The sequence below is a fragment of the Mycobacterium sp. NGS59 genome, from assembly GCF_059812345.1.
Genome location: NZ_JCALCN010000044.1, coordinates 1 through 24,526 on the forward strand (window position 1 = coordinate 1; position 24,526 = coordinate 24,526).

A 24,526-nucleotide genomic window follows, 5' to 3' on the forward strand; every position below is an offset into this window, starting at 1 on the left:
AGGCCCATAGCCAGGATCGCGAGTCCCGCTGCCACCGAGACACGTAGCCCAAGCCGCGGCAAATACCACTGTGTGAACGCCGCAATGACAAGTAGCGGCACCGCGAGCGGACACAGCGCGATCGCGGTTTGCAGCGGGCTGTAGCCGATCACCAGTTGCAGGTGCTGCATGATCAAGAAGAAGAACCCGAAAATGGCGAAGAACAGCGTCATCATGCCGACAGAGCCGGTCAGCATGTCGGGTCTTCTGAACACACGAATATCGAGTAGTGGATGCTTGCGGCGCAATTCGAAGTAGCCGAAGAAAATGGCGAGCAAGATGCCGCCAGCAAGGCAACCAGACACCGTCGGGTCGCTCCACCCTCGCAGCGGTGCTTCAATCACGCCGAAGACGAAAACGGCGACCGCCGAGCCGATGAACAGCGCACCCCACCAGTCGACCGGCGTTGCCTCGGGGTCCTTGGATGACGAGATCGTCAGGGCGAATACGAACAGCAGAGCCGCTGCTCCGACGAACGCCCAGAAGATCGTCTGCCATGGCCCGAATTGAGTGAGTATCGCAGTCCCCATGAAACCGACGAGCGCACTCGATGCGCACACACCGGCCCAGATGCCAATTGCCTTGTTGCGCTCTTCTTCTGGATAGGCTGCGGTCAACAACGAGAGGGTGGCTGGGAGTATTGCTGCGGCACCGACTCCTGTGACACCTCGCGCAACGATGAGGGCGGTGGGCGTGTCGAAATAGATGGGCGCGAGCGATGCTGCAGCGAAGATGGCGAGCCCAACGAGGAGGACGGTGCGCCTCCCGTAGCGATCCCCTAAAGCCCCGGCCGGTAGCAGCAGGCACGCCATCACCAGCGTGTAGCCGTCGACGATCCAGGTCAATTGCGATTGCGTGGCAAGGGTTTCCAACGCGATGGCACCCAATGCGGCGTTGAGGGCGACCATCGACGAGATAACCAGGAGAACGCCCATCGAACAGACGATCAGTAGCCAAATCCTGGAACGTCCCGATAAGGCGTTGGACTGGTTGGCACCGCTTTCAGCGGTTTCGTTGGCGAGTTTCTCGACGATCCCGTCGGTCGACGCTTCAGTAATCGCTGCGCATCGAACCTTCCTGTTCTGTTGACGCGAGGAGGTGTTCGTTGTTCGGGTCATGTCGTGGCGGCGGGCACCAGCGCGCTGATGTCTTCGCCTTGAAGGAGTTTGACCGTTAGGTTCACATCGAAGTAGTCCGTCCATCGAGTGATTTTGCCGTCATCTCCAACAACGAACGTTCCCATCACCGGGATGGCGGGTTTGCCTCCGTCTGGGGTTTGGATGTAGTCGAGGCGTTCGGTCAGGACGACGGGGCCGTCGCTGGCTAGGTTGACGATTTCGAAGGCGTAAGCGTCGGGGAACATCGAGAACTGTGCGGCCATGTTCTCCACGATGGCGTCGACTCCGCTGAATGCTGGCATGCCGACGTTTTGGTAGATGGCGTCGTCAGCGAGCAGGGGACGCAGGGCTTCAGGATCCCGACGTTCCATCAGGGCGCAGAACTCGCGGACCACATCGGCGGGATTAGACACCTAGTACCTCCAACTTGGGGAAAGTGACGACCAAACCGTCACATGGAACCTGTATGTGACATGGCGACTGTATGTCACATACAAGTTGTATGCAATACTCTATGGCGATGGCGCACGGGCAAGAAAGGCTGGACCCCAAGGCGCGGCGTGCCGCCCAGGCAGAGGCGACGCGCGTCGCGCTGATCGATGCCGCGATACGGCTGTTCGTTGACAAGGGCTATCACCACACCGGCACGGAGGAAGTCGTTGCTGAGGCCGATGTTGGGACTCGAGGTGCTCTGTACCACCACTTCGCCGACAAGCAGGCTCTTTTCGAGGCGGTATTCATCGCGGTCGAGGAAGGTCTAGTGATGGAGGCCGCCAAGAATCTGGCCGATCCAGCGGACGGCGCTTTCAATCAGTTGCGCCAGGGACTTATTGGCTTCCTTGACGCATCCCTGACGCCACAAGTGCAGCGGATCCTGCTGATTGACGGGCCGGCCGTGCTGGGCTGGTCCAGGTGGCGGGAGCTAGAAAGCGTTTACGGGTTGGGGGCGATCCGCGCGATGCTTGAACGCGCCATTGAGGAAGGCGACCTAGCCGCGGGCCAGCCTGTGGCAGTACTGGCTCATGTGCTGCTGGCCGCAGCCGAGGAAGCTGCGATGTTCATTGCCAATGCGGCCGATCAGCAAGCGGCGCGGGACGAGAGTGTCCAGGCGCTGAACGCACTGCTGGACGGACTCCGTTCGCGCTAGCCCACATTTAGGAGGTTCTACGGATTGGCTGATTCAATCGTCCGTGGGGAGACGGGCTTGCCCGTCATGCCGCTGCCACGCACGTCGGGATGTCCCTTGGCGCCCCCGCCAGACTTCACACTATGGCGACAATCCCCCGGGCTGCAGCGTGCGGCTTGGCAGGGCAAGCCCGTATGGGTGGTCAGTCGGTACGAGGACATACGCGCAGCTCTAACTGATCCACGGCTGAGTGCAGACACCAATAGCATGTGGGCCGAAGCGCAGAACTCCGACGACGCGATGCCAATCATCTTCGCGCGAATCGACGACCCCGAGCACAATCGGATCCGACGAATGATGACTAGCGACTTCACCTTTCGGCGAGCAGAGAAAATGCGGCCGCGAATTCAGGAACTGGTCGATCACTACATCGACAAAATGGCCGAACATGGACCACCGGCCGATCTCGTCCATGACTTCGCGCTTCCAGTGCCCTCGGTGGTGATCTCAGTGCTGCTGGGCGTACCCGACGCGGACCTCGAGTCTTTTCAGCGCAACAGTGCAACTGTGCTCGACTCCGGACTCTCCGACGAGGAGCGCCTCGTCGCAGGCATGGGTATGTACGGCTACATGTTGGATCTGGTTTCCCGAAAGGAACGAGAGCCGGGCGACGACCTGATCAGTCGACTCGTCACAGACCACGTCATTCCGGGTGGACTCAGCAGAGAAACAGCCGCTATGACGGCGATGATCATGCTTCAAGCCGGCCACGAAACCACGGCAAGCATGATCGCGCTCGGCACGCTTGCCCTGATGCAGCATCCAGACGATTTCGCGCGTCTACGAACAACAGAAGACAACACTGAGATCGCGAATATTGTCGATGAGCTGCTGCGCTATCTGACCGTGGTCCACAGTCTGGTCGAGCGTGTCGCAAAGGAAGATTTCACGCTCGGTGGCCAACCCATTCGCGCAGGTGATCTCGTATTGATGAATCTGCCCGCCGGAAACTGGGACACCGCCTACACACAGCGTCCCGAAGAATTCGACATCGCTCGAAATACTCGCGGGCACCTCGCGTTCGGCTACGGCGTGCACCAATGCATCGGACAAAACCTCGCTCGCGCCGAGCTGCAGATCGCACTAACGACGCTGGTGCGGAGGTTTCCTGGGCTACGACTCGCCGTCTCGTTCGAGGACCTCCGATTCCAATCCCGCAAAGAGATTTTCGGTATAGAGCGGCTACCCGTTGCCTGGTGACCGACGGGGGTCGACGATTTCGTCCACTACGTCGTTGGCGTCGACGTCGCTCGCGACTTGTGAAAGATGCTGCTGCTTCGGCGATCTCGACAATTTTCGCCATAGTTCGCGGCAGATGGCCAATTGGCATCAGCACCGACTCGCTGCCGAAAGGCGTCGCACCCTACACAGGATGAACGGCAGTAACGGTGGTCTCCAGTGCGGCGTCACCGGTCAGATGTGCTCAACGATGGCCACCTCTTAGGTAGCTTTAACAGGTAGCAGAATTGCTCATAAACCTACAGTGACAACTGCAATTTCGCTGCTACAAGAATGATGTAATTATTCTAGAGAGTTACGTTCTTACAAGCAGCAGTCAGCGGAAGGCGGGTGCCAGTCTTGCTTGCGAGTCCGGTGAAGGTCGGTGCTTCAGGCCAAGCGCGGCGTTGCAGATATCGTGGCTGCATGCCGCCTCTTCGTCTTCATGCAGTCGACGGCTGTGGCGAGTGCGCAGGATCACATCGGGGTTGCAGTGCAAGGCATCGTGCGGGTTGTTCGCAATGAAAACGGACGATGCCCACAAATCCGCACCGAGCACAAGCAGCGAAGTCACCCGCACCTGGCAGGAGCGCGCCGTCGAGCGCCGACTCGGCGAAGCACGCGCGCTCGCGGTCGCGCGCAGCACGCAATTCATGGCCACGGCCCTTGAACTCGTCCAAGAATCCGGCCAGGCGAATTTCACGCTGCAGATGTTGGCTGAGCGCGCAAACTTGAGCGTGCGGACGTTCTACCAGCATTTCTCGAGTAAGGACGAGCTCTTGCTGGCGCTGTACGAAGATGTGACCGCGAGATACACCGAGGCGATCCGGGAGAAGGTCGAGGCCGCAGACAACCCAATGGGGCAGCTGGAGGCCTGGTGTCGCGGGGTGCTTTCACGGCCGGGCTCATCCAAGGAAGTGGGCGGCCGTCTGGTTCTCATATACAACTTGAGCCTGGAAGTGGAACATCCGGAGGCATTTGCCAAAGTGTGGGAACCACACCGCCAGTTGTTGACCGAGATTTTGACCGCATGTTCCAAAGCAGGTTTGATCCGAAACGATCTTTCGCTGGAGCAACTCACCTCACTGTTGGGCTACACCATGACGTCGTTCGGTCAGTTCAATGCGCTGCACGAAGGGATGGATGGCCGGAGTTTGACTGAAGACGTGGTGTGGTCCTGGTGTCGTCAAGCGATCGAGCCTTCAGCGGGTAGGTCCGCCTCTATCTCGTCGACGCCCCCCGGGTAGCGGCCACTACTTCCACTTACTGCGTCCGCAGTCGCTGCGCGGCCAATGCGCGCAGCTCGTCGGACCGTATCTTGTCGCTGCCGGTCAAGGCGAGATCATCATCGCCGAAGAACAGCACGTGGCGCGGCACTTTGTAGCTAGCCAAGCGTTCCCGGAGGTAGCCGCGAATCTCGTCAGCGTGGACTTGAGCGCCGTCGCGCGGGACGACGCAAGCGACTACGACCTCGCCGAGTGTTTTGTGCGGCAGGCCAACCGTTTTGGCTACTTTCACAGCAGAGTGCTTGGCCAGCGCTTCATCGACTTCGAGGGGTGAGACGTTGGCGCCACCGGTCTTTATGATGTCGGTCAGCCTGCCGATCCAGAACAGCCGCCCGACATCGTCAAGGTAGCCCCCGTCGCCGGTGGGGAAAAAGCCTTCCTCATCGAGCGTCTCGGCCAACGGTGTGCCGATATAGCCAAGCATCAGTGTGGGGCCTTTGACACAAATCTCTCCGCTCGCGCCGCGCGGAACTACGCAGCGGGTAACTGGGTCGACGATCTTGATTGTCACGCCCGGCAACGCAATGCCCCAACTGTCGCCGTGTGTCTCAGATGGCGTATTGAGTCCGTAAATAGTTGAGATAGTGAATGTTTCAGTGTTGCCGTAAGCATGGTCGGGCAGATGCCACTGTGCGGTCACTGTCGGGTGACGGGCGATAGGCGTCTTAACGTCGGCGAACCGCATACTGCTCAGGTCGACTGTAAGCCAGTTTGGTGCGGCTTCTATCTGTGCCCACTGATGTGGCCAGGCGAATGGATAGTTCACGCGCTCTGCAGCCATCAATTCCAGCGCCTCGGACGCGGCGAAAGTTCGCTGTAGGACTAAACAACCACCAGCCGCGAGCGTGGCGCCCAGTGACATCACGAAGTTTCCGGACCAAAAGAAACCGTTGGCCGACCAACAGCGGATGTTGTCCTCTGGCCCGAATTCGCACACCCGACGGAAGCGCCACAACTGAATAGCGATGCCGCGGTGTGCGCTCAGAACACCTTTGGGCTTGCTTGTCGAGCCCGACGAGAAGAACAGGGCTCCCGTGTCGCTGGGGAGCACGGCCGCCGACGTAGCGTTTATCAGCTCGCGCGGTTCATTGCGACCTCGGGCAAGAAAAGCATCCCACGTCTCGACTCCGGGCGACGCATCGCCGACCGTGGCGAGATGGCGAAGGAATGGAAAACGCTTGGACTGAAGCGGATTGGATTCGGCCATTCGGATCTCCGGCGCCAGTGTCGATAGGACGCTTGAAAAGTCTGTCTTCAGTACCATCCTCTCGAACAGCAACACTGCGACGCTCGAAGCGTTCAGTAGATACTGAAGCTCCGCAGGCGTCGAGAACGTGCTCAGCGTGACAGCCACGCCTCCCGCGAGTGATATGCCGAAGAAAGCCGATATCCACTCGGGGCGGTTGGTCATCAGGACGCCCACCCGGGTGTCCTTGGCGACGCCGCTCGCGCGTAACGCGCATGCCACATCGACTGCCCGTTCCCACAGTTCGGCATACGTCCAGCGGATGTCTTCCTCTGCCGTGCGGAATGCCACAGCTTCCCGGTCGCCATACATCGATGTCACCTCGCGCAGAAACCCGGGCAATGTGAGTGCACCAAGCCCTGGCTCGTCGCTCAACGCCGGACCAGAGACGATCGAAAGCTTCGATGCAACGGTAGATTTCATGTGGAGGACTTCGTCACAGGGGAAGCTCGACCTCGGCTGTACATGCGACGAGCTCCTCGCCGTTTTGGTTGGTCAGGCGCAGCTTTATCTGAACAAGCGGCACCCCCCACCTCGAATCGGGTTCCTTGCCAATGATTTCAGCGTCGAAGTAGGTGACGTCACCTTCGAAGGCCGGACCGCGGAAATCGGCTTTGCTGTGGCGCACCATCCCGTCGTGGCCGGCCCAATACGCGAGGTAGTCGGTGCACCACGCGCCCATCGTTGCGCCGTAGCCATACGCGCGCGCCATGCCCACTTCGCTGGCGCGGTCGGCATCGATGTGGCCGCGCGACGGTCCTAGATAGAGCCCGTCACGCTTGCGTGGATCGATGAACGCGTCTTCTTCGTCGAACGCGAAATCCTTGCCGAAACCAGGATCTTGATATACCCACGGGTCTTCGATTCCCGGGGGGGCCACCCATTCGAATCCACCCCAAATGTTGAAAACGAATGCGCGATACTCGGTAGTGAATGTAGCGATGGTGTGTGGTCCGATGACACGACGAGGTAGCGTATCGCCGACCTTTACTTCGTCGAAATGCGGTGAGATGCCCAGCCGGTTCGACTCGAGCCAGTCGCGGCGGAGCCTGTCTACTTCCTCAAGTTCGAGTTGTGTCCATCGCTTGACCTCGCCGAGCTGACTCTCGAACATGCCACGCCTGGTTGCTTCTTCGACAAGATAGCGGATCGCGGTGGACCGTTCGCGAGCCACCAGGGCGCCGCTCTGATTCTTGTGGGTGGTATCGCCTCGTGAGAACATGGTGGGGCCGGCGAACTTCGTTTCGACAACCTTGTAATCGTGAAATCTGCGAGTTTGAAACAGCTTGTCTCCGGGTCGGACCGGGCATCCGTAGAACCACCACTCTTCCCCGCCAAAAATGAGATGGCTGTTGGGGATATGGCCTACACATGCGGGTGCTGCGCCGTGGCCGTAGTCGAGAGCAACGGCGATCGACTGTGGCGCGATCAGCCCGCCGAACTTGGAAGCGCGGGCGAACCGCTCATCCCAGTGCAAAGGGTTGGGGTAGTCCATCGCCATCACCCAACGGCGTATGTCTGACGAACTACACGGATCCCACAGTTGCCCACCTCCGATGGGTTTGCCGACCCGGTGGTCGACGTCGGACAAATCGATCCCGCTTTGCGACAACTCGGAAGCCGACTTTCTGGGCATTGGTCAAACTCCTGTCCTAGCCGTTGAGGTTTGTCATCGAGACGCGCCTGGGAGGCATTTTCGTTAGGCAGACCGTGCGCGCACTTGGTCATCTCCGATCCGGCGGCATTTTCTAACGGCAAACGACGTATGACGCGACTGAATGTGGTTTGACACGCACGGCAAACATGAAGCTGCCTTCGTGGCGTCGCAACCGCGACGGCCGAGCGCGCCAGCGAACTCGCCCTCTCCCAGAAGCGTCAATGTTTGATATTGCTTTCCCGTCATGAAGATTGTCAAGCAAGTGCCAACGTTGACTTTCAGCTATGGAGAACGTTATTCTCACCGAAATCTTTCGTCGAAGATGGGACCCGAGTGCTTCTAGAGCTCGACGATGACCAGCATCTCTGGCGCGATACGGTCCGGGAAGCGGTCGCGAAGCACTGCCCCCCGTCGCTTGTTCGTGCAGTCGCAGAGGGCGAAGCTGATGCGAACGGGCTTTGGGAGTGGTATCGGAAGGAAGGCTGGACGGAACTTGCCACTGCGGAATGCTTCGTCGAGCTCACTCTCGTGCTCGAAGAACTCGGACGCGCATGTGACCCCACTCCATTCCTAGCTACCACTACGCAATTCGCACCCCTAGTAGGCGATCACTTCGAGCCAAAACGATCGGGTGCTGCGGTCTACAGCGGTGTGACTGCGCGTCGCGACGGCACGGGATGGCTGCTCGACGGTGTCGCACGCTTTGTCCTTGACGGCGATCGATCCCAGCAATTGGCAGTCATCACCGAAGCCGGGATTTTCGTCGTGGACCAGGACCGGGTGACTGCGCGCCGAGTCGCTGTACTCGATCCCGTGCTGCATGTGGCTAACTTGCTGTTCGACGGCGTAAGGGTATGCGACGAGGACCGAACCGTCGCTGATACGGAGCGTGCCAGGCAAATCGCAGTCACCGGCATGGCGGTACACATGGTGGGTGCCTGCCAGCAGATCCTCGAGATGGTGCTCGAGCACGTCAAGGAACGCCATCAGTTCGGGGTGGCAATCGGGTCTTTTCAGGCCATTCAGCACCGGGTCGCCGACATGCATGTCTTCATCGAGCGGGCCCGTGCGTTGTCGTACTTCGCCGCACTCACCATCGCAACTGGCGATCCGCGGAGCCGGCTGGTTCCGCGTATGGCGAAAGCCGCTGCAGGAGAAGCGCAGTCGCACGTAGTCACACACGGCATGCAGTGCTTCGGCGCTATGAGCCAGACATGGGAAAACGACTTGCAGTTCGCCGTCAAGCGCGCGAAGGCGGGGGAGTTGATGCTCGGCAACGCGGCCGAGCATCGTGCGACTATCGCCAAGGAGTATCGTGCGGCTGACTTTTGATCCCGATGTCGAAACCTTTCGCGCGGAGTTCTCCGCGTTTCTCGATGACAACGTGCCTCCGGAGTCCGAGACGCTCGAACGTCCTCAATCGGTTTCCCACATGCCACAGTGGGCTCGGGATTGGCAACGCTTGCTGTTCGACAACGGTTGGCTGCTGCCTGCACAGCCGCCGGAATTCGGCGGACGTAACGCCTCCGTGCTACAGCAGTTCGTGCATCTCGACGAATTGTGCAGGAGGAGAATCTTTCACAGCTTCAATCCGCAAGGCGTCAACATCGTTGCGACCTCTCTGATTTCGTTCGGTACCGACGAGCAGAAGAAGCGATGGGCGGTGCCAATCCTGCGCGGTGAGATGACCGCATCGTTGGGGATGAGTGAGCCGAACGCAGGCTCAGACCTTGCATCGCTTCGCACCAGGGCCGTACGCGACGGTGACGAGTTCGTCGTCAACGGCCAGAAGGTCTGGACATCGGGTGCACATCACGCTGACTTCCTGCTTGCTTTCGTTCGCACCGATCCAGATGTGCCGAAGCACAAAGGCATTTCCGCACTGATCATTCCGACGAATACCGAGGGTGTGGTCTGCCGTCCTTTCGCCGATGTCGCGAGTCAGGAAAATCTTGACTTCAACGAGGTGTTCTTTTCAGATGTCCGTGTTCCAGTGGAGAATCTGGTCGGCGAGCTCAATCAGGGTTGGCGGGTAGCCAACGGTTCTCTGGGACACGAACGGACCATGATGTGGCTGCTGTTCGCTGATCGGCTCGACAACCTGATCGAGGACTGCCAGCCACGCACATCGGTACAGCGGGACCAGTACGCATCGATGATCATGGATTACCACGCTTTACGCACCATGGGGTCGGCGGCGTTGGCACGCGCGGCGCGCGGGGAGGTGGACATTTCGTCGGTGTCGGTGCTGAAACTGCTCGGCTCTGAGGCCGAAAGGCGGGCAGCCGATGTCTTGTTGGATACGAAGGGTATTGAAGGCCTGCTGCATCCGTTGACTGGACGCTACCAACACATGAACAACGACGAGTACTTCGCGAGCAGTTTCGAGCGATTCACTCGAGGCATTGCGGCCACCATCGCGGGAGGGACTTCAGAGATTCATCGAAACATTATTGCCCAAAGTGTTCTTGGTCTTCCGCGTGGCTAGGAACAGCAGTCGTCGATCCGGCAGCCGCTTCCAGGAGGCGCCTAATGGCTGAGATGGATTGGGCGGAAACAACATGCATCAAGGTACACCGGCAGGCGGGCATCGTGACAGTTCGGTTGAACCGGCCCGAGAAAATGAATGCCATCAATAGCACCATGGAGAACGAGTTCTACTCCGTTCTTGCCGACTGCGACCGAATGAACGATGTCAAGTGTGTGTTGTTGACAGCGGAAGGCCCGAACTTTTCCTCCGGTCATGACATACAACAGGTCGCAGCAGAAACGATCGGTGGCCAGACGCCGGCGACGATTGGGGACAAGTATTGGGTTCATACGGGTGATCTGCTCCCACCGTGGCGATTCGCGAAGGGTCTTGTAGTAGCTGCCAAAGGTTTCGTGGGACCTCACGCGAATACTTTCCTGTTAGCCGCGGACGTGGTCATAGCGGCCGAGAATTCACGCTTCAGTTGGGAGGAGTCTCGGGTCGGTGTTGGTGCGCCGTACGGCCCGTATGCACTCATGCCGTTCCACTTCCCGATTCGCGTCATGAAGCACCTGTGGATGACCGGCGGCTGGATGGATGCGGAGACAGCCCATCGGCTGTTCTATGTGAATCGTGTTGTCGCGCAAGGGGAGGAGGAGAACGTAGCAATGCGGTTCGCCGAGCAGATTGCCCGGATGGAAACCGGTGATCTCATCGCCAACAAGCGCGGCACGCATCGCCTCTACGAAGCAGCGGGTCTTTCCGCGATGGTTGACGTGGGTCGAGATCCATATGTTCCCAGCGCGGAAGCAGCGATGGCTAAAGAGACTCATCTGCGCCTGATTCATGATAAGGGCGTGAGAGCTGCTGTGCGAGAACGTGATACGGGTTGGAATGACGAAATAAGTCAGGTGTAGACAGTTCAGGCCGTGGTCGACCAAAACTGCGAGAAGGGAAGCCGATGCCAAACGCCGATGCAATTGTCGTGGCAATCAACGCGCACTGCGAGACCCTCAGTAATCATGATAAGGATGGCTGGCTGGCTCTGTGGGCGGAGGACACGGTTCTGGAAGACCCGGTCGGGGTGGATACTTACAGCGGCTTGGAGAGTTTGCGAACGTCTTTCTGGAAGCTGGTAAGCGACCTCTCTCCAATGAAGCTGTGGCTCGAACGCGACGTCATTGTCTGCGGCAACGAGGCAATCGCCATTCTGCAGGGTGTGGTGACACGCAACGGCGCTATGCAGCACGTCGGCCCCCTCGTCGATCATTTCACGTTTGATGACACGGGAAAGATCTCGATGATGCGGGCCTTCTGGAAGTACGCGTGACATCCACATCGCCGGAGACGTTGCCCGCCATCGTCAGTCGGATGGCGGAGGCGAATCCACACCGGGAGTTCGTACGGACTGTGAGCGGCCCGTCGGCAACCTGGGGTCAATTGCAATCTTTGACAAGCGTTTGGGCGGCGCGCTTTTTGGCACTCGGCGTTGGGCGAGGTGACGTCGTTGTGACCATTATGGACGCGGGCCTGGACGCACTGGTGGCTTGGCTGGGGCTCGCCAGCATCGGCGCGATCGACGCGGCGACCAATCCCGAGTTCCGGGGCAGGATGCTTGCCTACACGATCAACAACTGCGCGCCCGATTTGCTGTTGGTGGCTGCACAGTACGTTGAATTTCTTGAGCCTATAGCCGCGGATCTGCAGACGGTGAAGCGAGTACTCGTACTTGACGGGGACGGATCCTTTCCTGAAGGAAGTTCGTCCCTGCCTGGCCTGATGCGACCCGATGACCTCAGACCGGATCTGCCCGCCGCGCACAATCAAACAGGCGTGCCGGAGCTTCACGATATCGCCTGCATCACATACACATCCGGAACCACCGGTCCATCCAAGGCCGTGAAATTGCCATGGGGACAACTGCACGCCATCAATTCCGGAACCTTTCCGATCGAGGACCTTACGGCCGCGGACGTCTTTTACTGCACAACGTCGCACGCCCACTTCGGCTCAAAGTCGATTCCATACAACGCGGCGATGGTCGGCGGACAAGTGGTCATGCGGCCCCGGTTCGCGCTCTCTGATTTCTGGGACGACGTCACAAAGTACGAGATCACTACCGGCATGCTCGTCGGATCGATGGCTGACGTGCTACTTCGGGATCCGAAGCACCCGAAGGGTGCAACAACTCTCAAGAATTTGTTCATGGCGCCCCTCGGCCCCAGCTATCGCCAGTTCAGTTCGGAATTTGGCGTCCGCATCTGCACCGTCTACAACAGCACTGAAGGTGGCGTCGCTATCCGATCAGGCTGGAACCCCACGAACAGCCGCACCGTCGGTCGACTTCGGAAGGGCTATCCCGACTTTGAAGTCCGCTTGGTCGATGCGAACGACTATGAAGTCGCCGACGGCACGCCTGGAGAGTGTGTGGTGCGCGCCGGCGTGCCGTGGGTCATGAATGCCGGTTACCTGAACGATGACAGCGCAACGGCATCCGCGTGGCGCAACGGCTGGTTCCACACCGGTGATGCACTCGTCCGCACCCCTGAAGGTGACTACATTTTCGTCGATCGCCTCAAGGACGCCATCCGGCGCCGGGGGGAGAACATTTCGTCCTTCGACCTCGAAGCAGACGTGCTACGAAATCCGGAAATCGCCGAATGTGCCGCGGTAGCCGTCCCTGCCGAAAACGTCGAAGACGAGGTGCTGCTGTTTGCAGTCAGACGTCCCGGTTCCAGGATCAGCCCGCGCGACTTGTATGAAGATCTCGCGAGCCGGATGGCGCGGTTCATGGTTCCCCGCTACATCGAGTTCTTGGAGGAACTCCCGAAAACTCAAGCGACCCTGCGTGTTATCAAAACCGAGTTGCGGATGCGGGGCGTTGGTCTTGAAACGTGGGACGCCAAAGGACGGTCGTCAGGCGCGCAGATGACTGCGGCCGCCAACAAATGATTCGATAGAGGGACAAGCTGGTGATGATAGAAGAAACGACTGCGAAGGACGGATGTCCGATCACCGGCGAGCGCCTGACTTCGCTTGATGGAGTGTCGTTCATCGACCCGGACATCCAAAAGAAGCCGTTCGCTTACTACCGAACGCTGCGGCATGACTCCCCGGTCCACTTCGAAGAGGGGCTGGGGATGTACCTGGTGTCACGGCACGAGGACCTTGAGGCGGTGCTGCGAGATCCCGTCGTGTTCTCCCAGGAGCTGGGCTATTACAGACAAATGGCGCACGGCCACCTTGATGAGATGAAGGAAATCCTCGAACGTCATGGCGGTGGCTTCTTTCCCGACGTCGCCAACATCGATCCGCCCCGGCACACTCGGGTACGCCGTCTGCTATCCCAAGCCTTCAGCCGGAAGCGGATGAAATCCCTTGAGCCGCAATTCGAAGAGATCGTCGACAGGCTGATCGATACGTTTTTCGAGCGCGAGCGGGGAGAGTTAGACGGTCTGAACGAACTCGCTCTGCCGATGGCGATTGCATTCAGCATGCAACAGCTTCAGGTCGACGATCTCGACATGAGCACGATCAAACGTTGGGGCAGCGCATATCTGTCGCAGTTCAGCCTCGCCAACGGACGCGACGAAATGGTCCGTGCGGCTCATGAGCTCGCAGAGATGCAGAACTATCTGATCGCGCTGGTCCGAAGACGTATGAAAGATCCCGAAGATGACATGCTCTCCGACATCATCACCAATCGAACACCCGACGAAGAACCGTTGAGTTTCGAGGAACTGGTCGCAACTGCTCGCGCGCTTCTTATCAATACCCACGATTCCATGTCGACCGCGTTCACGAACATACTGTTTCAGGTTGCGACCGATCCGACGATTGCTACGCAGTTCTACGAGGCTGCTGAGAACGATTTGCAGATGGGCCGTCTCGTCGAGGAGCTGCTCCGACTCGAGCCACCGGTGCGAGCCTTGTCACGAGTCACCACCGAGCCGGTCATGGTGGGTCAGAAGGCGCTGCCGGAGGGGGCGCACCTGCTTGTTTTATTCGCGTCCGCCAACGACGACGAATCAGTATTCGAGTGCCCACGCAAATTCGACGCGGGCCGCGTCAACCTTCGCAAGAGCATGACGTTCGGGGCGGGTGTTCATTTGTGCCTGGGTGTATCACTCGCGCGTATGCAGCTTCTCGTAGCGGCCAGGCAGACCGCGAAACGGTTGGCAGATCTGAGATTAGCGATTCCAGTCGAGGACATCCGCTACATACCCAATGCTGCATTGCTCGCGATGGAGCGACTTCCCTTGACATTTGCCTTGCAGCCCAAAGGGCACGAGCAATGAGCTGCGAACCCACACAACTGCCGGATCCCGAGGAACTCGACATTGCCGCTCTCCGGGAGAGGTATCTGAACGAGCGGAATCGCCGCCTGCGCCCCGAAGGCCAGGAGCAGTACACCCCCGCGGCCGAGCCGACTCAAGCCATCGACTACAGCGACCCACACATGACTCGCTTGCCGCGACCCGCGCTGAGCGAAGATGTAGATGTCGCCATCCTGGGCGGTGGATGGGCCGGCATATTGGCCGGGTATCACATGCGTAGGGCAGGCATTCACGACTTCCGAATCATCGAGCAGGCAGGCGACTTCGGCGGGGTGTGGTACTGGAATCGCTACCCCGGCCTCTCCTGTGACAACGATTCTTACTGCTATCTGCCGCTGTTGGAAGAGATGGGGTTCTTCCCGTCAAAGAAGTTCGCGGACGGGCTCGAGATACGGCATTACTGCCAAAGTGTCGCAACCAGATTCAATCTCTACGACGGGGCCCTTTTCCACACCTGTGTCAACGCGTTGAGCTGGGATGGATCAATCAACAGGTGGCGCATTGCAACCGATCGTGGCGATGACCTTCAAGCGCGCTTTGTAGTGATGGCGATGGGGCCGATCAATACACCGAAAGTGCCACGCGTCCCAGGCCTTGACGAATTTCGAGGCAAGATATTTCACACGGCCCGATGGGATTACGAATACACCGGTGGAAGTCAAGAGGAGCCGGTGCTCGACAAATTGCGTGACAAGAAGGTAGCGATTGTCGGAACCGGCGCCTCCGCTATTCAAGCGGTGCCCTACCTGGGCAGGTTCGCCAAGCAGTTGTACGTTCTGCAACGCACCGCGTCCACCGTCGACGAGCGTCACAACACGCCCACCGATCCGGCCTGGCTTGCCACGCTGCAGCCCGGCTGGCAGCGCGAGCGCCAAATGAACTTTCACCGCGCAGCAATCGACGGCCTGATGCCTGGCGAACCAGACCAAATTTGCGACATTTGGACAGAATTGAACCGCAACCTGTCTGCCGAATTCGCGGCGACCGGCTGGCCCCAGTCGCCGGAGGAGTTCCTTGCGGTGCGCGAGGTGATGGACTATCGCGTCATGGAAAGGCTTCGAAAACGCGTCGATGCCGCGGTGAAAGATCCAAGCACAGCAGCGATCTTGAAACCCTGGTATCGACACATGTGCAAGCGGCCGGCCTCGAGTGACGACTTTTACCCAACTTTCAACCGCGCGAATGTCAAACTGCTCGACGTGTCGCCGACGCGTGGCCTGGAGCGCGTCACGCGTCGGGGCTTCATTCACGAGGCGGCGGAGTACGACATCGACTGCCTGATCTTCGCGAGCGGCTTCGAGGTGACCAGCGACCTTCAACGGAGGTGGGGGATCGACAAGGTGTCCGGCCGTGGCGGTCGATCTCTTTACGACCATTGGTCTCATGAGTTCCGGACTCTGCACGGCGTGATGACTCACGGATTCCCGAATCAATTTTATGTCGGGTTCTTTCAAGGGGGTTTCAATGCCTCGACGACCGAGACATTCAACAACCAGGGTCGCCATATCGCCTGGATCGTCAGCCAGGCATTGGAGCGCGGCGCAACCTCGGTGGAGCCCAGCCTAGAGGCCCAGAACGCCTACGTGGACCACGTCCGCGAGGTAGCGATCGATACCTCGGCATTCATCCGGGAATGCACACCAGGGTATTTCAACAACGACGGACAAGAGATCGCCGACGAGAAGGGGGTGCTCCGGCCAAGGTCCTACACCGGCGAGCTGTACGGTCTCGGCTATTACGCCTTCGAGAAGCTACTGGCAGATTGGCGGTCGAACAATGATCTCGCGGGCCTGCTGGTCGACGCATGAACCTGCGGCCAATAGCCAACCACGCCAACAGATTGTTGGTAGAGGGGTCGGTTGGAAGTCGAAACCCAGCCTAACATTTCAGCACCAATGGAGGTGGAATGAGTTACGAAAGCAGCGCAGAACCAATCAAAATCGGCTACCTCATGGACTTCAAGCTGCCTGACAGTTACCCGCAAGAGATGCGTGATGACCTTATTCTGCCCTTCGAGATGATCTTCGAAGAAGCATCGGCGCAAGGGGTTTTGGACCGACCGATCGAGATCGTGTATCGAGAAGTCGAAGGGATGCCGAAGGGAACCGTCAAAGCGGTCATCGATGCGTTCGGCGAACTCGTGGACGAAGGCTGCCTTGTCGTATTCGGGCCGCATATCACCGACAATTGCGTGGCAACCAAAGAAGCGATCGAAGAGCGCTTCAAGGTCCCGGCGATCGCCGTCACGGGTACTGATGACTGGCTGGGAGAGTGGACGTTCTCCTTCCCGCAGGGCTCGATGACGGATGAGCCGATTTTCTGGACGGACCTGCTAGCCAAAGGCGGGTACACCGAAGTCGGCGCCCTCGTCGAGCAGTCACTGGTGGGGCAGAGCTATCTGAAGAACTTCCGTACAGCGTGCCGGCGCAGGGGAATACGGATCGTTGCCGAGGTCGAAATCGCCTCGACAGCGCAGGACGTCCACGATGCGATTTACAAGTTGCGCGCAGCGAATTCACAGGCGATCGTGCACATGGGCTTCGGTTTTGGCATAGTTTTCGTCAAACCCGTTCTCGAAGAACTAAATTGGGACCCCCCGAGGTTCTCCAGCACCGCTTGGCAGAACGCCTGGATGAATCCGGTCATGTGGGAGGCGTTCATGGGTTGGACTGGCATCGACCAATACGATGAGGCGAATCCGGTCGGCCAGCAGTTCTTGGACCGCTTCGAAGCGCTCCACGGCCGGCGGCCGCAATATTGCGTGCCGGTGGTGAACTGCGACGTGGCAACTACCCTGTTGCAAGCATTTGCCGACGCGCACCCGCTGAGTCCGCGCGGCGTGAAAGAGGCGCTCGAACGCGTCAAGATGCTGCCGGCCGCATCAGGAGCACCGGGAACGAGAGTCTCGTTCGGCAAGTGGACGCGCCGCGCATGGATGGGCGCAGGCTATCTCGTGGCGCGTCAACTTGACGCCGACGGCGTCAACTCCCATCTCGTCGACAGATTCGGAGAATGATGACATGACCGCGCAGCACTCCAAAACGCCTGCAGTGCAACTGGAATCGAGTGATTCCACGACAAAGTCCCCCAACTGGGGGCGCTGGCTTTCCGGTTTGGCGTTACTTGCCATTGTCGTGCTCTTCATCGCCGTCATGCGGACCGACCTCGACCCGCGAGTCGCTAATCCCGAGCAGCAGGGGCGGCCGCGTCCAGTTCAGTTCCTTTTCGGCTTCGAGTGGATGACGGCGATCCAGATCGGCACGGCCGTAGGGTTGTTCGCGCTGGTGGTCATCTTCGTGCGCGGTTGGCGACGTAACCCCGGTAGCCCCGTCATGCTGATGTTCCTCTGTACCACATTGATCGTGTGGCAGGACCCGATCATGAATTGGGCGCCTTATGCGGTCTACAATCCTGATCTCCTGCACTGGCCGGAATCGTGGTACCTGATCATGATGTCGCCGACGGTCGAACCGTTCATCGTGTTCGGATACGTGTTGTTCTATTTCGGCCCGTATTTTCCGGCGGTATGGATCCTGCGCAAGTTGCAGGCCAAGCACGGACCCGAGGCCTTTGTCTCGCGGCGCCCGCTGATCAGCCTGGGTGCACTTGTGTTGGTGATTGGATTTCTGTTTGACGCCGCGCTCGAGATCGGGGCAGTGCGTACGGGGCTATACATCTACTCTCAGGTGATTCCGTGGGGATCTGTGTTCACAGGCAACACATTTCAGTTCCCGTTGATCTGGGAGTCGTTCTCGGTGACGTTCGTGATGATCCCGGCGGCCATCCTCGTTTACCGCGATGACACCGGTAAGTCGGTGGCAGAGAAACTGGCCGCGAAGGCCAAGCTGTTACCCACCAAGCCGGTCCTCGGTACTTTTCTGGTGATGTTCGCGATCACGAACGTGTCCTACTTCGCCTATGGAGGCTGGTTCTGGGCGATCAAGGTCAGTGGTTTAGCGACCTCGGTCGCCTGCCCCTGGCCGTACCCCGAGGCCAAAGTGTTTGATCCTCAAGCGTACTACGAGGAGAACGGCGCCAAAGGGCCGTACTCGGTTGGTAAGTGGTCCACGTGGCAGTATGCGCTGCCGGACGGGCGGCCGGAAGTGAAGCCAGGTTCGCGGAGCAGCCATTGTGCGACCGACGGGTCCAACGGGTGATGCGCGGCCGGCTCAAGGGCCGACTGTGACCGACCCGCGTGCCGTCGTAATCACAGGCGCCTCCCGTGGACTCGGCTTTGCGTCTGCCGTGCGCCTGTATCGCGAGGGGTGGCGTGTCGTCGCGGCGATGCGCAGTCCAGACCACGCAATGCCGTTGCTACGCCGAGCAATCGACGCCCGAGCCGACGACGACCGACTCATCGGAGTCCAGCTCGACCTTATGGATGCCGCATCGATTGTTGCGGCCGCCAAAGTGATTGAGGAAGCCGTCGGAGTGCCATACGCGCTAGTCCACAACGCCGGCATCTCCGCTGCCGGAATGGCGGAGGAGACGAACATGCGCCTGTGGCAACACATGTTCGCTACACATGTCATGGGTCCGGTCGCACTGACCAATGCGCTATTGCCGAATATGCGGGCTGCCGGGCAGGGCCGGGTCATAGTGGTATCCAGCGCGGGCGGAGTGCGCGGCCAACCGGGAATTGCACCCTACTCGGCCGCCAAAGGCGCCTTGGAACGTTGGGCCGAGTCATTGGCCGGTGAAATCGCGCCGTTCGGCCTTGGCGTTACCATCCTGGTATCGGGGGTGTATGACACCGACATCATCACCGATGCGGGTACCACCGACGACCGCAAATTCGACGGCCCATATGCGCGCCTGCACAACACCATCGACTCCCGTGGACGCCTGGCGGTCAGTCTCGCGCGGCCGCCGGAGAAATTCGCCGAGGGCGTGTTGAGGGCACTAGCGGACCAAGCCTCGTTCCGGCGCCGGGGTGCGGGGCCGGATGCCTCGATGTTGTTGGCGTTCAACAAAATTCTCCCGGCGTCGGGCATGCACCATGTGTCGCGGATCGCGATGGGCATTCCCCGGCGCGGTGCAATGCGAGGGGGTGCATATCCGTTGACGACCGCGCAGCGGTCAATGGTGATGGCCGCCAAGGTGATTCCCCAATCACTCATGCAGCGTATGGCCGAACGTGCAACTCGACGAGCTGCAACCAAAGAGATCCGTGAGAGGGACAGCAATGGCTGACAGACCGAAGGTCAATTTCGGATTGAAGATGATGATCGACGGCAAGCTCGGCGACGGTGAAGCAGGAACCTTCAGCCACAAAGCGGCGAACGAGAGCGGAACCATGGGCTTCAGCCAATACACCGAAGTGAAGTCGGTCGCCTACCCGGCCGATTAGGAGGAACTGCTGTGGAACTTTTTGACGATTTGGACGATTTCGGGTCTTTCGACGATGCTGTCGCAGGTGACGTCCGCGATCCATACACCGAACTCGCTCGTATGCGTGCCGAGGAACCCATACAGCGGCTCGACTTCTCGACAATGCCGGGCGAGGAAGGCAAGCCTGTTTTTATGGTTTACCGCCACGAAGACATCCAGCAGATGCTGAAGGACAACGAAACCTTCTCCTCGTCGATCATCAAGGATTTCTTCGGCATCGGCAAACATGTGATGGTCGGGATGGACGAGCCAGAACATGGCAGGCACCGCGCACTGGTGGCGAAAGCATTTTCTCCAAAGGCGTTGGCGCATTGGGAGGCTGATCTGGTGCAGCGGATCGGAAGCGACATCATCGACGGCTTCGCGTCGCTTGGCAGCGCTGAATTGGTGAAGGATTTCACCTTTCCGTATCCCAGCCGGATCATCGCGGGGCTGCTCGGGCTACCCGAACAGGATTTCCCGCAGTTCCAACGATGGTCAATTTCACTGATATCCCATTTGATCAACCCGGAACGTGCGGCGACTGCGACTAAGGAGCTGACCGATTATCTCACCCCGATCCTCGCTGCACGCCGCGAGGAGCCCCGCGACGACCTCATCAGCGGGTTAGCCGCAGCGGAGATCGACGGTGAGATGCTTTCCGACGAAGAGATCTACTGTTTTCTTCATCTGCTGATGCCTGCGGGTGTTGAAACGACTTACAGGTCACTGGGAAATTTGTTGTATGGGCTATTGAGCAACGCCGAGCAGCTAACCGCTGTGCGTGCCGATAGAAACCTCATCTCTCAAGCAATCGAAGAGGCTGTTCGTTGGGAGGCACCGCTTCTCAGCATCACACGGGTAGCCACACGCGACACCGAACTCGGCGGGGTCGCGATTCCGCAAGGTTCATCCGTCATGCCGATGCTGGGCGCGGCCAACCGTCAGGGAGATCGCTACAACGAGCCTGACAAGTTCGATATCTTCCGACCGGCCAAGGTCCCGATCAGCTGGGGCCACGGCGTCCACGTGTGCCTCGGCATGCACCTCGCGCGACTCGAAATGCGCACCGCCATTAACCTATTACTCGACCGGCTGCCGAATCTGAGGCTAGATCCCGACGGCGATGACCCACACATCCGGGGCATGGCGTTTCGCTCACCTACAAGTCTGCCGGTGCTGTTCGACGTGTGAAGACAGGAACGACTTCGGCTTAGGGCCGGCACGTGATTCTCCCGCCGGACTGGGCGCCAAAAGATATCGAGTCTCTAGACAGAGGAGAGAAGTTCGTGACCGAATTCGACACGATCGATTTTTTCACCGATGCATCGCTTGTGCCCAACCCGTATCCATACTTCGACCATCTTCGAGCGAAATGCCCAGTGACTAATGCGACTCCATTCAACGTAGTAGCTGTAACCGGATACGACGAAGCTCTAGCGATATATAAGGACCCGGTTTTTTCGTCGTGCAACTCTCTAGCCGGCCCCTTCTCCGGTTTCCCATTCGGCCCCGACGGCGCGGACGACGTCACCGAATTGATCAAGCAACATCGCCACATTGCCCCCATGGCAGAGCACATCTCGAATCAAGACCCGCCGTTACACACTCGCACTAGAAGCCTCCTGAACAAGCTGATCACCCCGAAGCGCCTCAAAGAAAATGAGGAATTCATGTGGCGGTTGGCCGATCAACAGCTGGATACATTCATCGAGCGCGGTAGTTGTGAATTCTTGTCGGAGTACGCAAAACCCTTCTCGCTCCTTGTTATCGCCGACCTCTTGGGTGTCCCGCAGGAGGACCGTGGCGAGTTTCGGGCAGTATTCGAGCAGTCGCTCGCGGGTGAGCTAGGGGAGGGAACGACAGCGCACAACCCGCTGGAATGGCTCAACGAGAAGTTCTACGGCTACATCGAAGATCGCAGACGAGCGCCGCGTGGCGACGTACTGACCGAGTTGGCACAGGCAAAGCACGACGACGGATCGACGCCCGAGATCGAGGACGTCATGAACCTGTCCACATTCTTGTTCGCAGCGGGCACCGAGACCACGACGAAACTCGTCAGTGCAGCCGTACGCATTCTCGGCGAGAACCCAGAACTGCAGGCCTCGCTGCGCGGAGACCGAAACAAAATCCCGGCGTTCCTCGAAGAGACGCTGCGCATGGAGAGCCCTGTGAAGGCACACTTCAGAATGGCGCGCAAAACCACAACCGTTGGGGGAGTAGAGGTGCCTGCCGGCACAACTGTGATGCTCTTGCCAGGTGCGTGCAATCGCGACGAAAGAAAATTCGAAAACCCGCACAGCTTCGACGCTGATCGACCGAACGTGCGAGAGCAGATCGCGTTCATTCGCGGCGTCCACTCATGCCCCGGCGCCCCGTTGGCGAGGACTGAGGGACGGATCTCGATAAACCGAATCCTTGACCGCATGGCCGCAATTGAGATTTCTGCCAAGCACCATGGGCAGGCTTTGCAGCACCAATATGAGTACGAGCCAACCTTCATCTTGCGAGGACTGCGCGAACTTCATGTGACGTTCAGGTCACTTGACTGAAGACGACCCCTCTCCGACAAACGTGCCGGAAGGTCGCATCGCGGCACCAGGGTCAGGCAGGACCAGCGATCAGGCACCCGTCGACGCCAAACTATCTGCCACGACGGGCCTTAACTTGTAGAAGTGAGGGGCGTTTGTCTTGTTCACGGTGCGAGCGAGGATGTGCACACAGAGGCCGCAGGCTCATGCACACGGACGTCCTAAGGTTATCGAGTGAACCGCAATAGTGGTTGCCCGCTGACCAACCCCTCTGCCCGCGAACCAATTACGGCGCGCGATTACCGATGAAGCCCCTGCACCACAGACGGAGCGGCGAAGCGGTTCACCAACTCGTGCTCGGCCTGTTTGTCCTTGAGCGGCCAGTACCACAGCGAGAATGTGATGTGAAAAAGCCATTGTGCGGCCAACGGGTCGCTCTGACCGATCATTTCTTCGGCAATCTTAGTTACTAGCGGTGAGGAGTTGACAGCGCCGCCGTCGCGTCCAGGCCTAATGTCGCCCATGATCAGCTCTCCCAGCGGTTCGGCCCGCATGTGCTCCAAGCCGACTAGGATGGCCGCAGCGATCCGGTCGGTACCGCTTAAGTCCGCAATTGCCTCGTTGACCGAGCGGGCTATGCGCTCAGAAAACCGCGATATTAGCGCTTCAAAGATGGCAGCTTTGCCACCCGCGTGGCGGTAGACCGTGGCTGGCGAGCAGTGCAGCTTGGCCGCAAGAGCTGCAATGGTGAACGCTTGAAATCCGTTACGCGACACTAAATCCGAGGCTGCAGAGAGGATGTGGTCACGCGCGGTGGCATTGCGGTCGGTTCCCAATGCCCATTCCCGTCGACTCATGCGAGATCCTCCTCAATCTTCGGAAATCGTTTACTCATCTGCGAGACTAATTTGACCAGGTGTCTCATGGAAGTTCCTGGTAGGAACTTTTGCGACGCGCATTTTCGGCCTCCGGTGACGTGGGCCGACCTCTCATATTGACTCAGAGTCCTTGACGCTTGTGGTTGTCCCCGTTGACTCTTGAACCGTGAACGTCGAGATGTGTTGGTGCGACGGGCGGGCTGCCGGAGCGAGTTTGAAGGCTCGGTGCCAGCTCGATGCCGTCTTGATCGCACACATGTCCGCCTACTACCGAAAGCCTGATGATGATTGATTTTGAGGGTCAAGTTGCCGTCGTTACCGGAGGTGGTAGGGGCTTGGGCCGACTCTACGCGCTGGATCTAGCACGTCGCGGAGCCGCGTTGGTGGTCAACGATTTAGGCGGCACTATGGGCGGGGAGGGTTCTGACGCCAAAGTTGCCGACGAGGTTGTCGCCGAAATCGTCGAGGCCGGCGGCAAAGCCGTACCCTCCTATGACTCGGTCGCCACTGCCGAAGGGGGTAACGCGATTGTCCAAGTCGCCGTCGAACACTTCGGGCGTATAGATGTTGTGATCAGCAATGCAGGCATCTTTAACAGCATCGCGTTTGACGAACTTGAATCAGACCAGTGGCGGCAGATGTTGGCTGTCCACCTAGATGGCGGCTTTCACCTGAGTCAACCCGCCTTCAAGGTCATGAAGAAACAAGGCTACGGAAGGTTCGTGTTCATCTCGTCGTCGGGCGGCGTGTTCGGGCAACACCTCGAGGCGCACTATGGCGCCGCCAAGGCGGGGCTGGTCGGTCTGAGCAATGTCATCGCGCTCGAGGGAGCCGATCACGGTATCCTTTCGAATACAGTACTGCCGTTTGGGTTTTCGCGAATGGTCACCGAGACTGTCGATGCGAAAACTCTCGAGGAAACCGGGCTCAAGGACCTCATCGCGCCGGATAAGGTAGTGCCGATGGTGACTTACCTGGCCAGTCGTGCCTGCCATTGCACTCACCAGAACTACTCCGCCCTGGCCGGCAGATACGCACGGGCTTTTATCGGTCTCGCCGACGGCTGGTTAGCCGATGCGGACGCCACCGCCACCGCCGACGATATCGCCGAACACTTCTCCGAAATTTCCGCGACCGAGCCATTCACCGTCCCTGGGAACATTTACGAGGAGCTTTTTGGTGTTGTG

Annotated in this window: 22 protein-coding genes; 17 read left to right on the forward strand and 5 right to left on the reverse strand. The window is 59.1% G+C overall.

Features of this window, described 5'->3' with window-relative positions; all coding sequences use genetic code 11:
• On the reverse strand, nt 1-1,073 hold a 1,073-nt coding region (locus AC5Y46_RS25485; RefSeq protein WP_499993706.1), incomplete at its 3' end, for an MFS transporter.
• An 80-nt stretch (nt 1,074-1,153) separates the two neighbouring features.
• Nucleotides 1,154-1,570: a limonene-1,2-epoxide hydrolase family protein gene (locus AC5Y46_RS25490; RefSeq protein ID WP_499946516.1), complete on the reverse strand. Its 417-nt coding sequence runs from the start codon at nt 1,568-1,570 to the stop codon at nt 1,154-1,156.
• 107 nt (nt 1,571-1,677) lie between these two features.
• Here AC5Y46_RS25490 and AC5Y46_RS25495 point away from each other — a divergent pair, with 107 nt between their 5' ends.
• From AC5Y46_RS25495 to AC5Y46_RS25505, 3 genes are all read left to right on the forward strand, one after another.
• The gene (locus AC5Y46_RS25495; protein ID WP_499993699.1) at nt 1,678-2,304 is read left to right on the forward strand and encodes a TetR/AcrR family transcriptional regulator; all 627 of its coding nucleotides are present in this window, start codon (nt 1,678-1,680) and stop codon (nt 2,302-2,304) included.
• Nucleotides 2,305-2,370: 66 nt separating this feature from the next.
• The gene (locus AC5Y46_RS25500) at nt 2,371-3,543 is read left to right on the forward strand and encodes a cytochrome P450 (RefSeq protein ID WP_499946520.1); all 1,173 of its coding nucleotides are present in this window, start codon (nt 2,371-2,373) and stop codon (nt 3,541-3,543) included.
• Between the two features lie 539 nt (nt 3,544-4,082).
• Nucleotides 4,083-4,808, forward strand: coding sequence for a TetR/AcrR family transcriptional regulator (locus AC5Y46_RS25505; protein WP_499946514.1), 726 nt, complete (start codon nt 4,083-4,085; stop codon nt 4,806-4,808).
• Between the two features lie 16 nt (nt 4,809-4,824).
• On the opposite strand, the gene AC5Y46_RS25510 is transcribed toward AC5Y46_RS25505, so the two are convergent.
• On the reverse strand, nt 4,825-6,516 hold the full coding sequence (locus AC5Y46_RS25510) for a class I adenylate-forming enzyme family protein (RefSeq protein WP_499946513.1): 1,692 nt from the start codon (nt 6,514-6,516) through the stop codon (nt 4,825-4,827).
• 13 nt (nt 6,517-6,529) lie between these two features.
• Nucleotides 6,530-7,729, reverse strand: coding sequence for a MaoC family dehydratase (locus AC5Y46_RS25515; protein ID WP_499946512.1), 1,200 nt, complete (start codon nt 7,727-7,729; stop codon nt 6,530-6,532).
• 354 nt (nt 7,730-8,083) lie between these two features.
• On the opposite strand from AC5Y46_RS25515, the gene AC5Y46_RS25520 reads away from it, so the two are divergent.
• The 13 genes from AC5Y46_RS25520 (at nt 8,084) to AC5Y46_RS25580 (ending at nt 22,482) form a co-directional block, all read left to right on the forward strand.
• Nucleotides 8,084-9,082 (forward strand): acyl-CoA dehydrogenase family protein, encoded by a 999-nt coding sequence (locus AC5Y46_RS25520; RefSeq protein WP_499946511.1) that lies wholly within the window; start codon nt 8,084-8,086, stop codon nt 9,080-9,082.
• Complete coding sequence (locus AC5Y46_RS25525; protein WP_499946510.1) at nt 9,066-10,238, forward strand: acyl-CoA dehydrogenase family protein; 1,173 nt, start codon at nt 9,066-9,068, stop codon at nt 10,236-10,238. Before AC5Y46_RS25520 ends, AC5Y46_RS25525 begins: the two co-directional genes overlap by 17 nt.
• Nucleotides 10,239-10,282: 44 nt before the next feature.
• On the forward strand, nt 10,283-11,137 hold the full coding sequence (locus AC5Y46_RS25530) for an enoyl-CoA hydratase/isomerase family protein (protein WP_499946509.1): 855 nt from the start codon (nt 10,283-10,285) through the stop codon (nt 11,135-11,137).
• Between the two features lie 44 nt (nt 11,138-11,181).
• Nucleotides 11,182-11,550, forward strand: coding sequence for a nuclear transport factor 2 family protein (locus AC5Y46_RS25535; RefSeq protein ID WP_499946508.1), 369 nt, complete (start codon nt 11,182-11,184; stop codon nt 11,548-11,550).
• A 41-nt stretch (nt 11,551-11,591) separates the two neighbouring features.
• Complete coding sequence (locus tag AC5Y46_RS25540) at nt 11,592-13,172, forward strand: AMP-binding protein (RefSeq protein WP_499946507.1); 1,581 nt, start codon at nt 11,592-11,594, stop codon at nt 13,170-13,172.
• Between the two features lie 23 nt (nt 13,173-13,195).
• Nucleotides 13,196-14,518: a cytochrome P450 gene (locus AC5Y46_RS25545; RefSeq protein WP_499946519.1), complete on the forward strand. Its 1,323-nt coding sequence runs from the start codon at nt 13,196-13,198 to the stop codon at nt 14,516-14,518.
• Complete coding sequence (locus AC5Y46_RS25550) at nt 14,515-16,365, forward strand: flavin-containing monooxygenase (protein WP_499946506.1); 1,851 nt, start codon at nt 14,515-14,517, stop codon at nt 16,363-16,365. Before AC5Y46_RS25545 ends, AC5Y46_RS25550 begins: the two co-directional genes overlap by 4 nt.
• Nucleotides 16,366-16,463: 98 nt before the next feature.
• Entirely contained in the window at nt 16,464-17,573 is a 1,110-nt protein-coding gene (locus AC5Y46_RS25555; RefSeq protein WP_499946505.1) for an ABC transporter substrate-binding protein, read from the forward strand.
• Between the two features lie 4 nt (nt 17,574-17,577).
• Entirely contained in the window at nt 17,578-18,714 is a 1,137-nt protein-coding gene (locus AC5Y46_RS25560; RefSeq protein WP_499993704.1) for a spirocyclase AveC family protein, read from the forward strand.
• Nucleotides 18,715-18,739: 25 nt separating this feature from the next.
• Entirely contained in the window at nt 18,740-19,750 is a 1,011-nt protein-coding gene (locus AC5Y46_RS25565; RefSeq protein ID WP_499946503.1) for an SDR family oxidoreductase, read from the forward strand.
• Nucleotides 19,743-19,907, forward strand: a complete 165-nt coding sequence (locus AC5Y46_RS25570; RefSeq protein ID WP_499946502.1) for a hypothetical protein — start codon at nt 19,743-19,745, stop codon at nt 19,905-19,907. The genes AC5Y46_RS25565 and AC5Y46_RS25570 overlap by 8 nt, the downstream gene beginning before the upstream one ends.
• Before the next feature lie 11 nt (nt 19,908-19,918).
• Nucleotides 19,919-21,121: a cytochrome P450 gene (locus AC5Y46_RS25575; protein WP_499946501.1), complete on the forward strand. Its 1,203-nt coding sequence runs from the start codon at nt 19,919-19,921 to the stop codon at nt 21,119-21,121.
• A 95-nt stretch (nt 21,122-21,216) separates the two neighbouring features.
• Complete coding sequence (locus AC5Y46_RS25580) at nt 21,217-22,482, forward strand: cytochrome P450 (RefSeq protein ID WP_499946500.1); 1,266 nt, start codon at nt 21,217-21,219, stop codon at nt 22,480-22,482.
• 278 nt (nt 22,483-22,760) lie between these two features.
• Here the strand turns inward: AC5Y46_RS25580 and AC5Y46_RS25585 are convergent, their stop codons facing one another.
• Entirely contained in the window at nt 22,761-23,318 is a 558-nt protein-coding gene (locus AC5Y46_RS25585; RefSeq protein ID WP_499946499.1) for a TetR/AcrR family transcriptional regulator, read from the reverse strand.
• 305 nt (nt 23,319-23,623) lie between these two features.
• Here AC5Y46_RS25585 and AC5Y46_RS25590 point away from each other — a divergent pair.
• Nucleotides 23,624-24,526: SDR family NAD(P)-dependent oxidoreductase (locus AC5Y46_RS25590; protein WP_499993708.1), on the forward strand; the 903-nt coding region annotated here is incomplete at its 3' end.

Excerpts from the sequence above, each read along its gene's own strand:
- AC5Y46_RS25495 (WP_499993699.1), top strand. The coding sequence starts at position 1,678 with ATGGCGCACGGGCAAGAAAGGCTGGACCCCAAGGCGCGGCGTGCCGCC.
- AC5Y46_RS25500 (WP_499946520.1), top strand. The coding sequence starts at position 2,371 with ATGCCGCTGCCACGCACGTCGGGATGTCCCTTGGCGCCCCCGCCAGAC.
- AC5Y46_RS25505 (WP_499946514.1), top strand. The coding sequence starts at position 4,083 with ATGAAAACGGACGATGCCCACAAATCCGCACCGAGCACAAGCAGCGAA.
- AC5Y46_RS25510 (WP_499946513.1), bottom strand. The coding sequence starts at position 6,516 with ATGAAATCTACCGTTGCATCGAAGCTTTCGATCGTCTCTGGTCCGGCG.
- AC5Y46_RS25515 (WP_499946512.1), bottom strand. The coding sequence starts at position 7,729 with ATGCCCAGAAAGTCGGCTTCCGAGTTGTCGCAAAGCGGGATCGATTTG.
- AC5Y46_RS25530 (WP_499946509.1), top strand. The coding sequence starts at position 10,283 with ATGGCTGAGATGGATTGGGCGGAAACAACATGCATCAAGGTACACCGG.
- AC5Y46_RS25535 (WP_499946508.1), top strand. The coding sequence starts at position 11,182 with ATGCCAAACGCCGATGCAATTGTCGTGGCAATCAACGCGCACTGCGAG.
- AC5Y46_RS25540 (WP_499946507.1), top strand. The coding sequence starts at position 11,592 with ATGGCGGAGGCGAATCCACACCGGGAGTTCGTACGGACTGTGAGCGGC.
- AC5Y46_RS25545 (WP_499946519.1), top strand. The coding sequence starts at position 13,196 with ATGATAGAAGAAACGACTGCGAAGGACGGATGTCCGATCACCGGCGAG.
- AC5Y46_RS25550 (WP_499946506.1), top strand. The coding sequence starts at position 14,515 with ATGAGCTGCGAACCCACACAACTGCCGGATCCCGAGGAACTCGACATT.
- AC5Y46_RS25555 (WP_499946505.1), top strand. The coding sequence starts at position 16,464 with ATGAGTTACGAAAGCAGCGCAGAACCAATCAAAATCGGCTACCTCATG.
- AC5Y46_RS25560 (WP_499993704.1), top strand. The coding sequence starts at position 17,578 with ATGACCGCGCAGCACTCCAAAACGCCTGCAGTGCAACTGGAATCGAGT.
- AC5Y46_RS25570 (WP_499946502.1), top strand. The coding sequence starts at position 19,743 with ATGGCTGACAGACCGAAGGTCAATTTCGGATTGAAGATGATGATCGAC.
- AC5Y46_RS25585 (WP_499946499.1), bottom strand. The coding sequence starts at position 23,318 with ATGAGTCGACGGGAATGGGCATTGGGAACCGACCGCAATGCCACCGCG.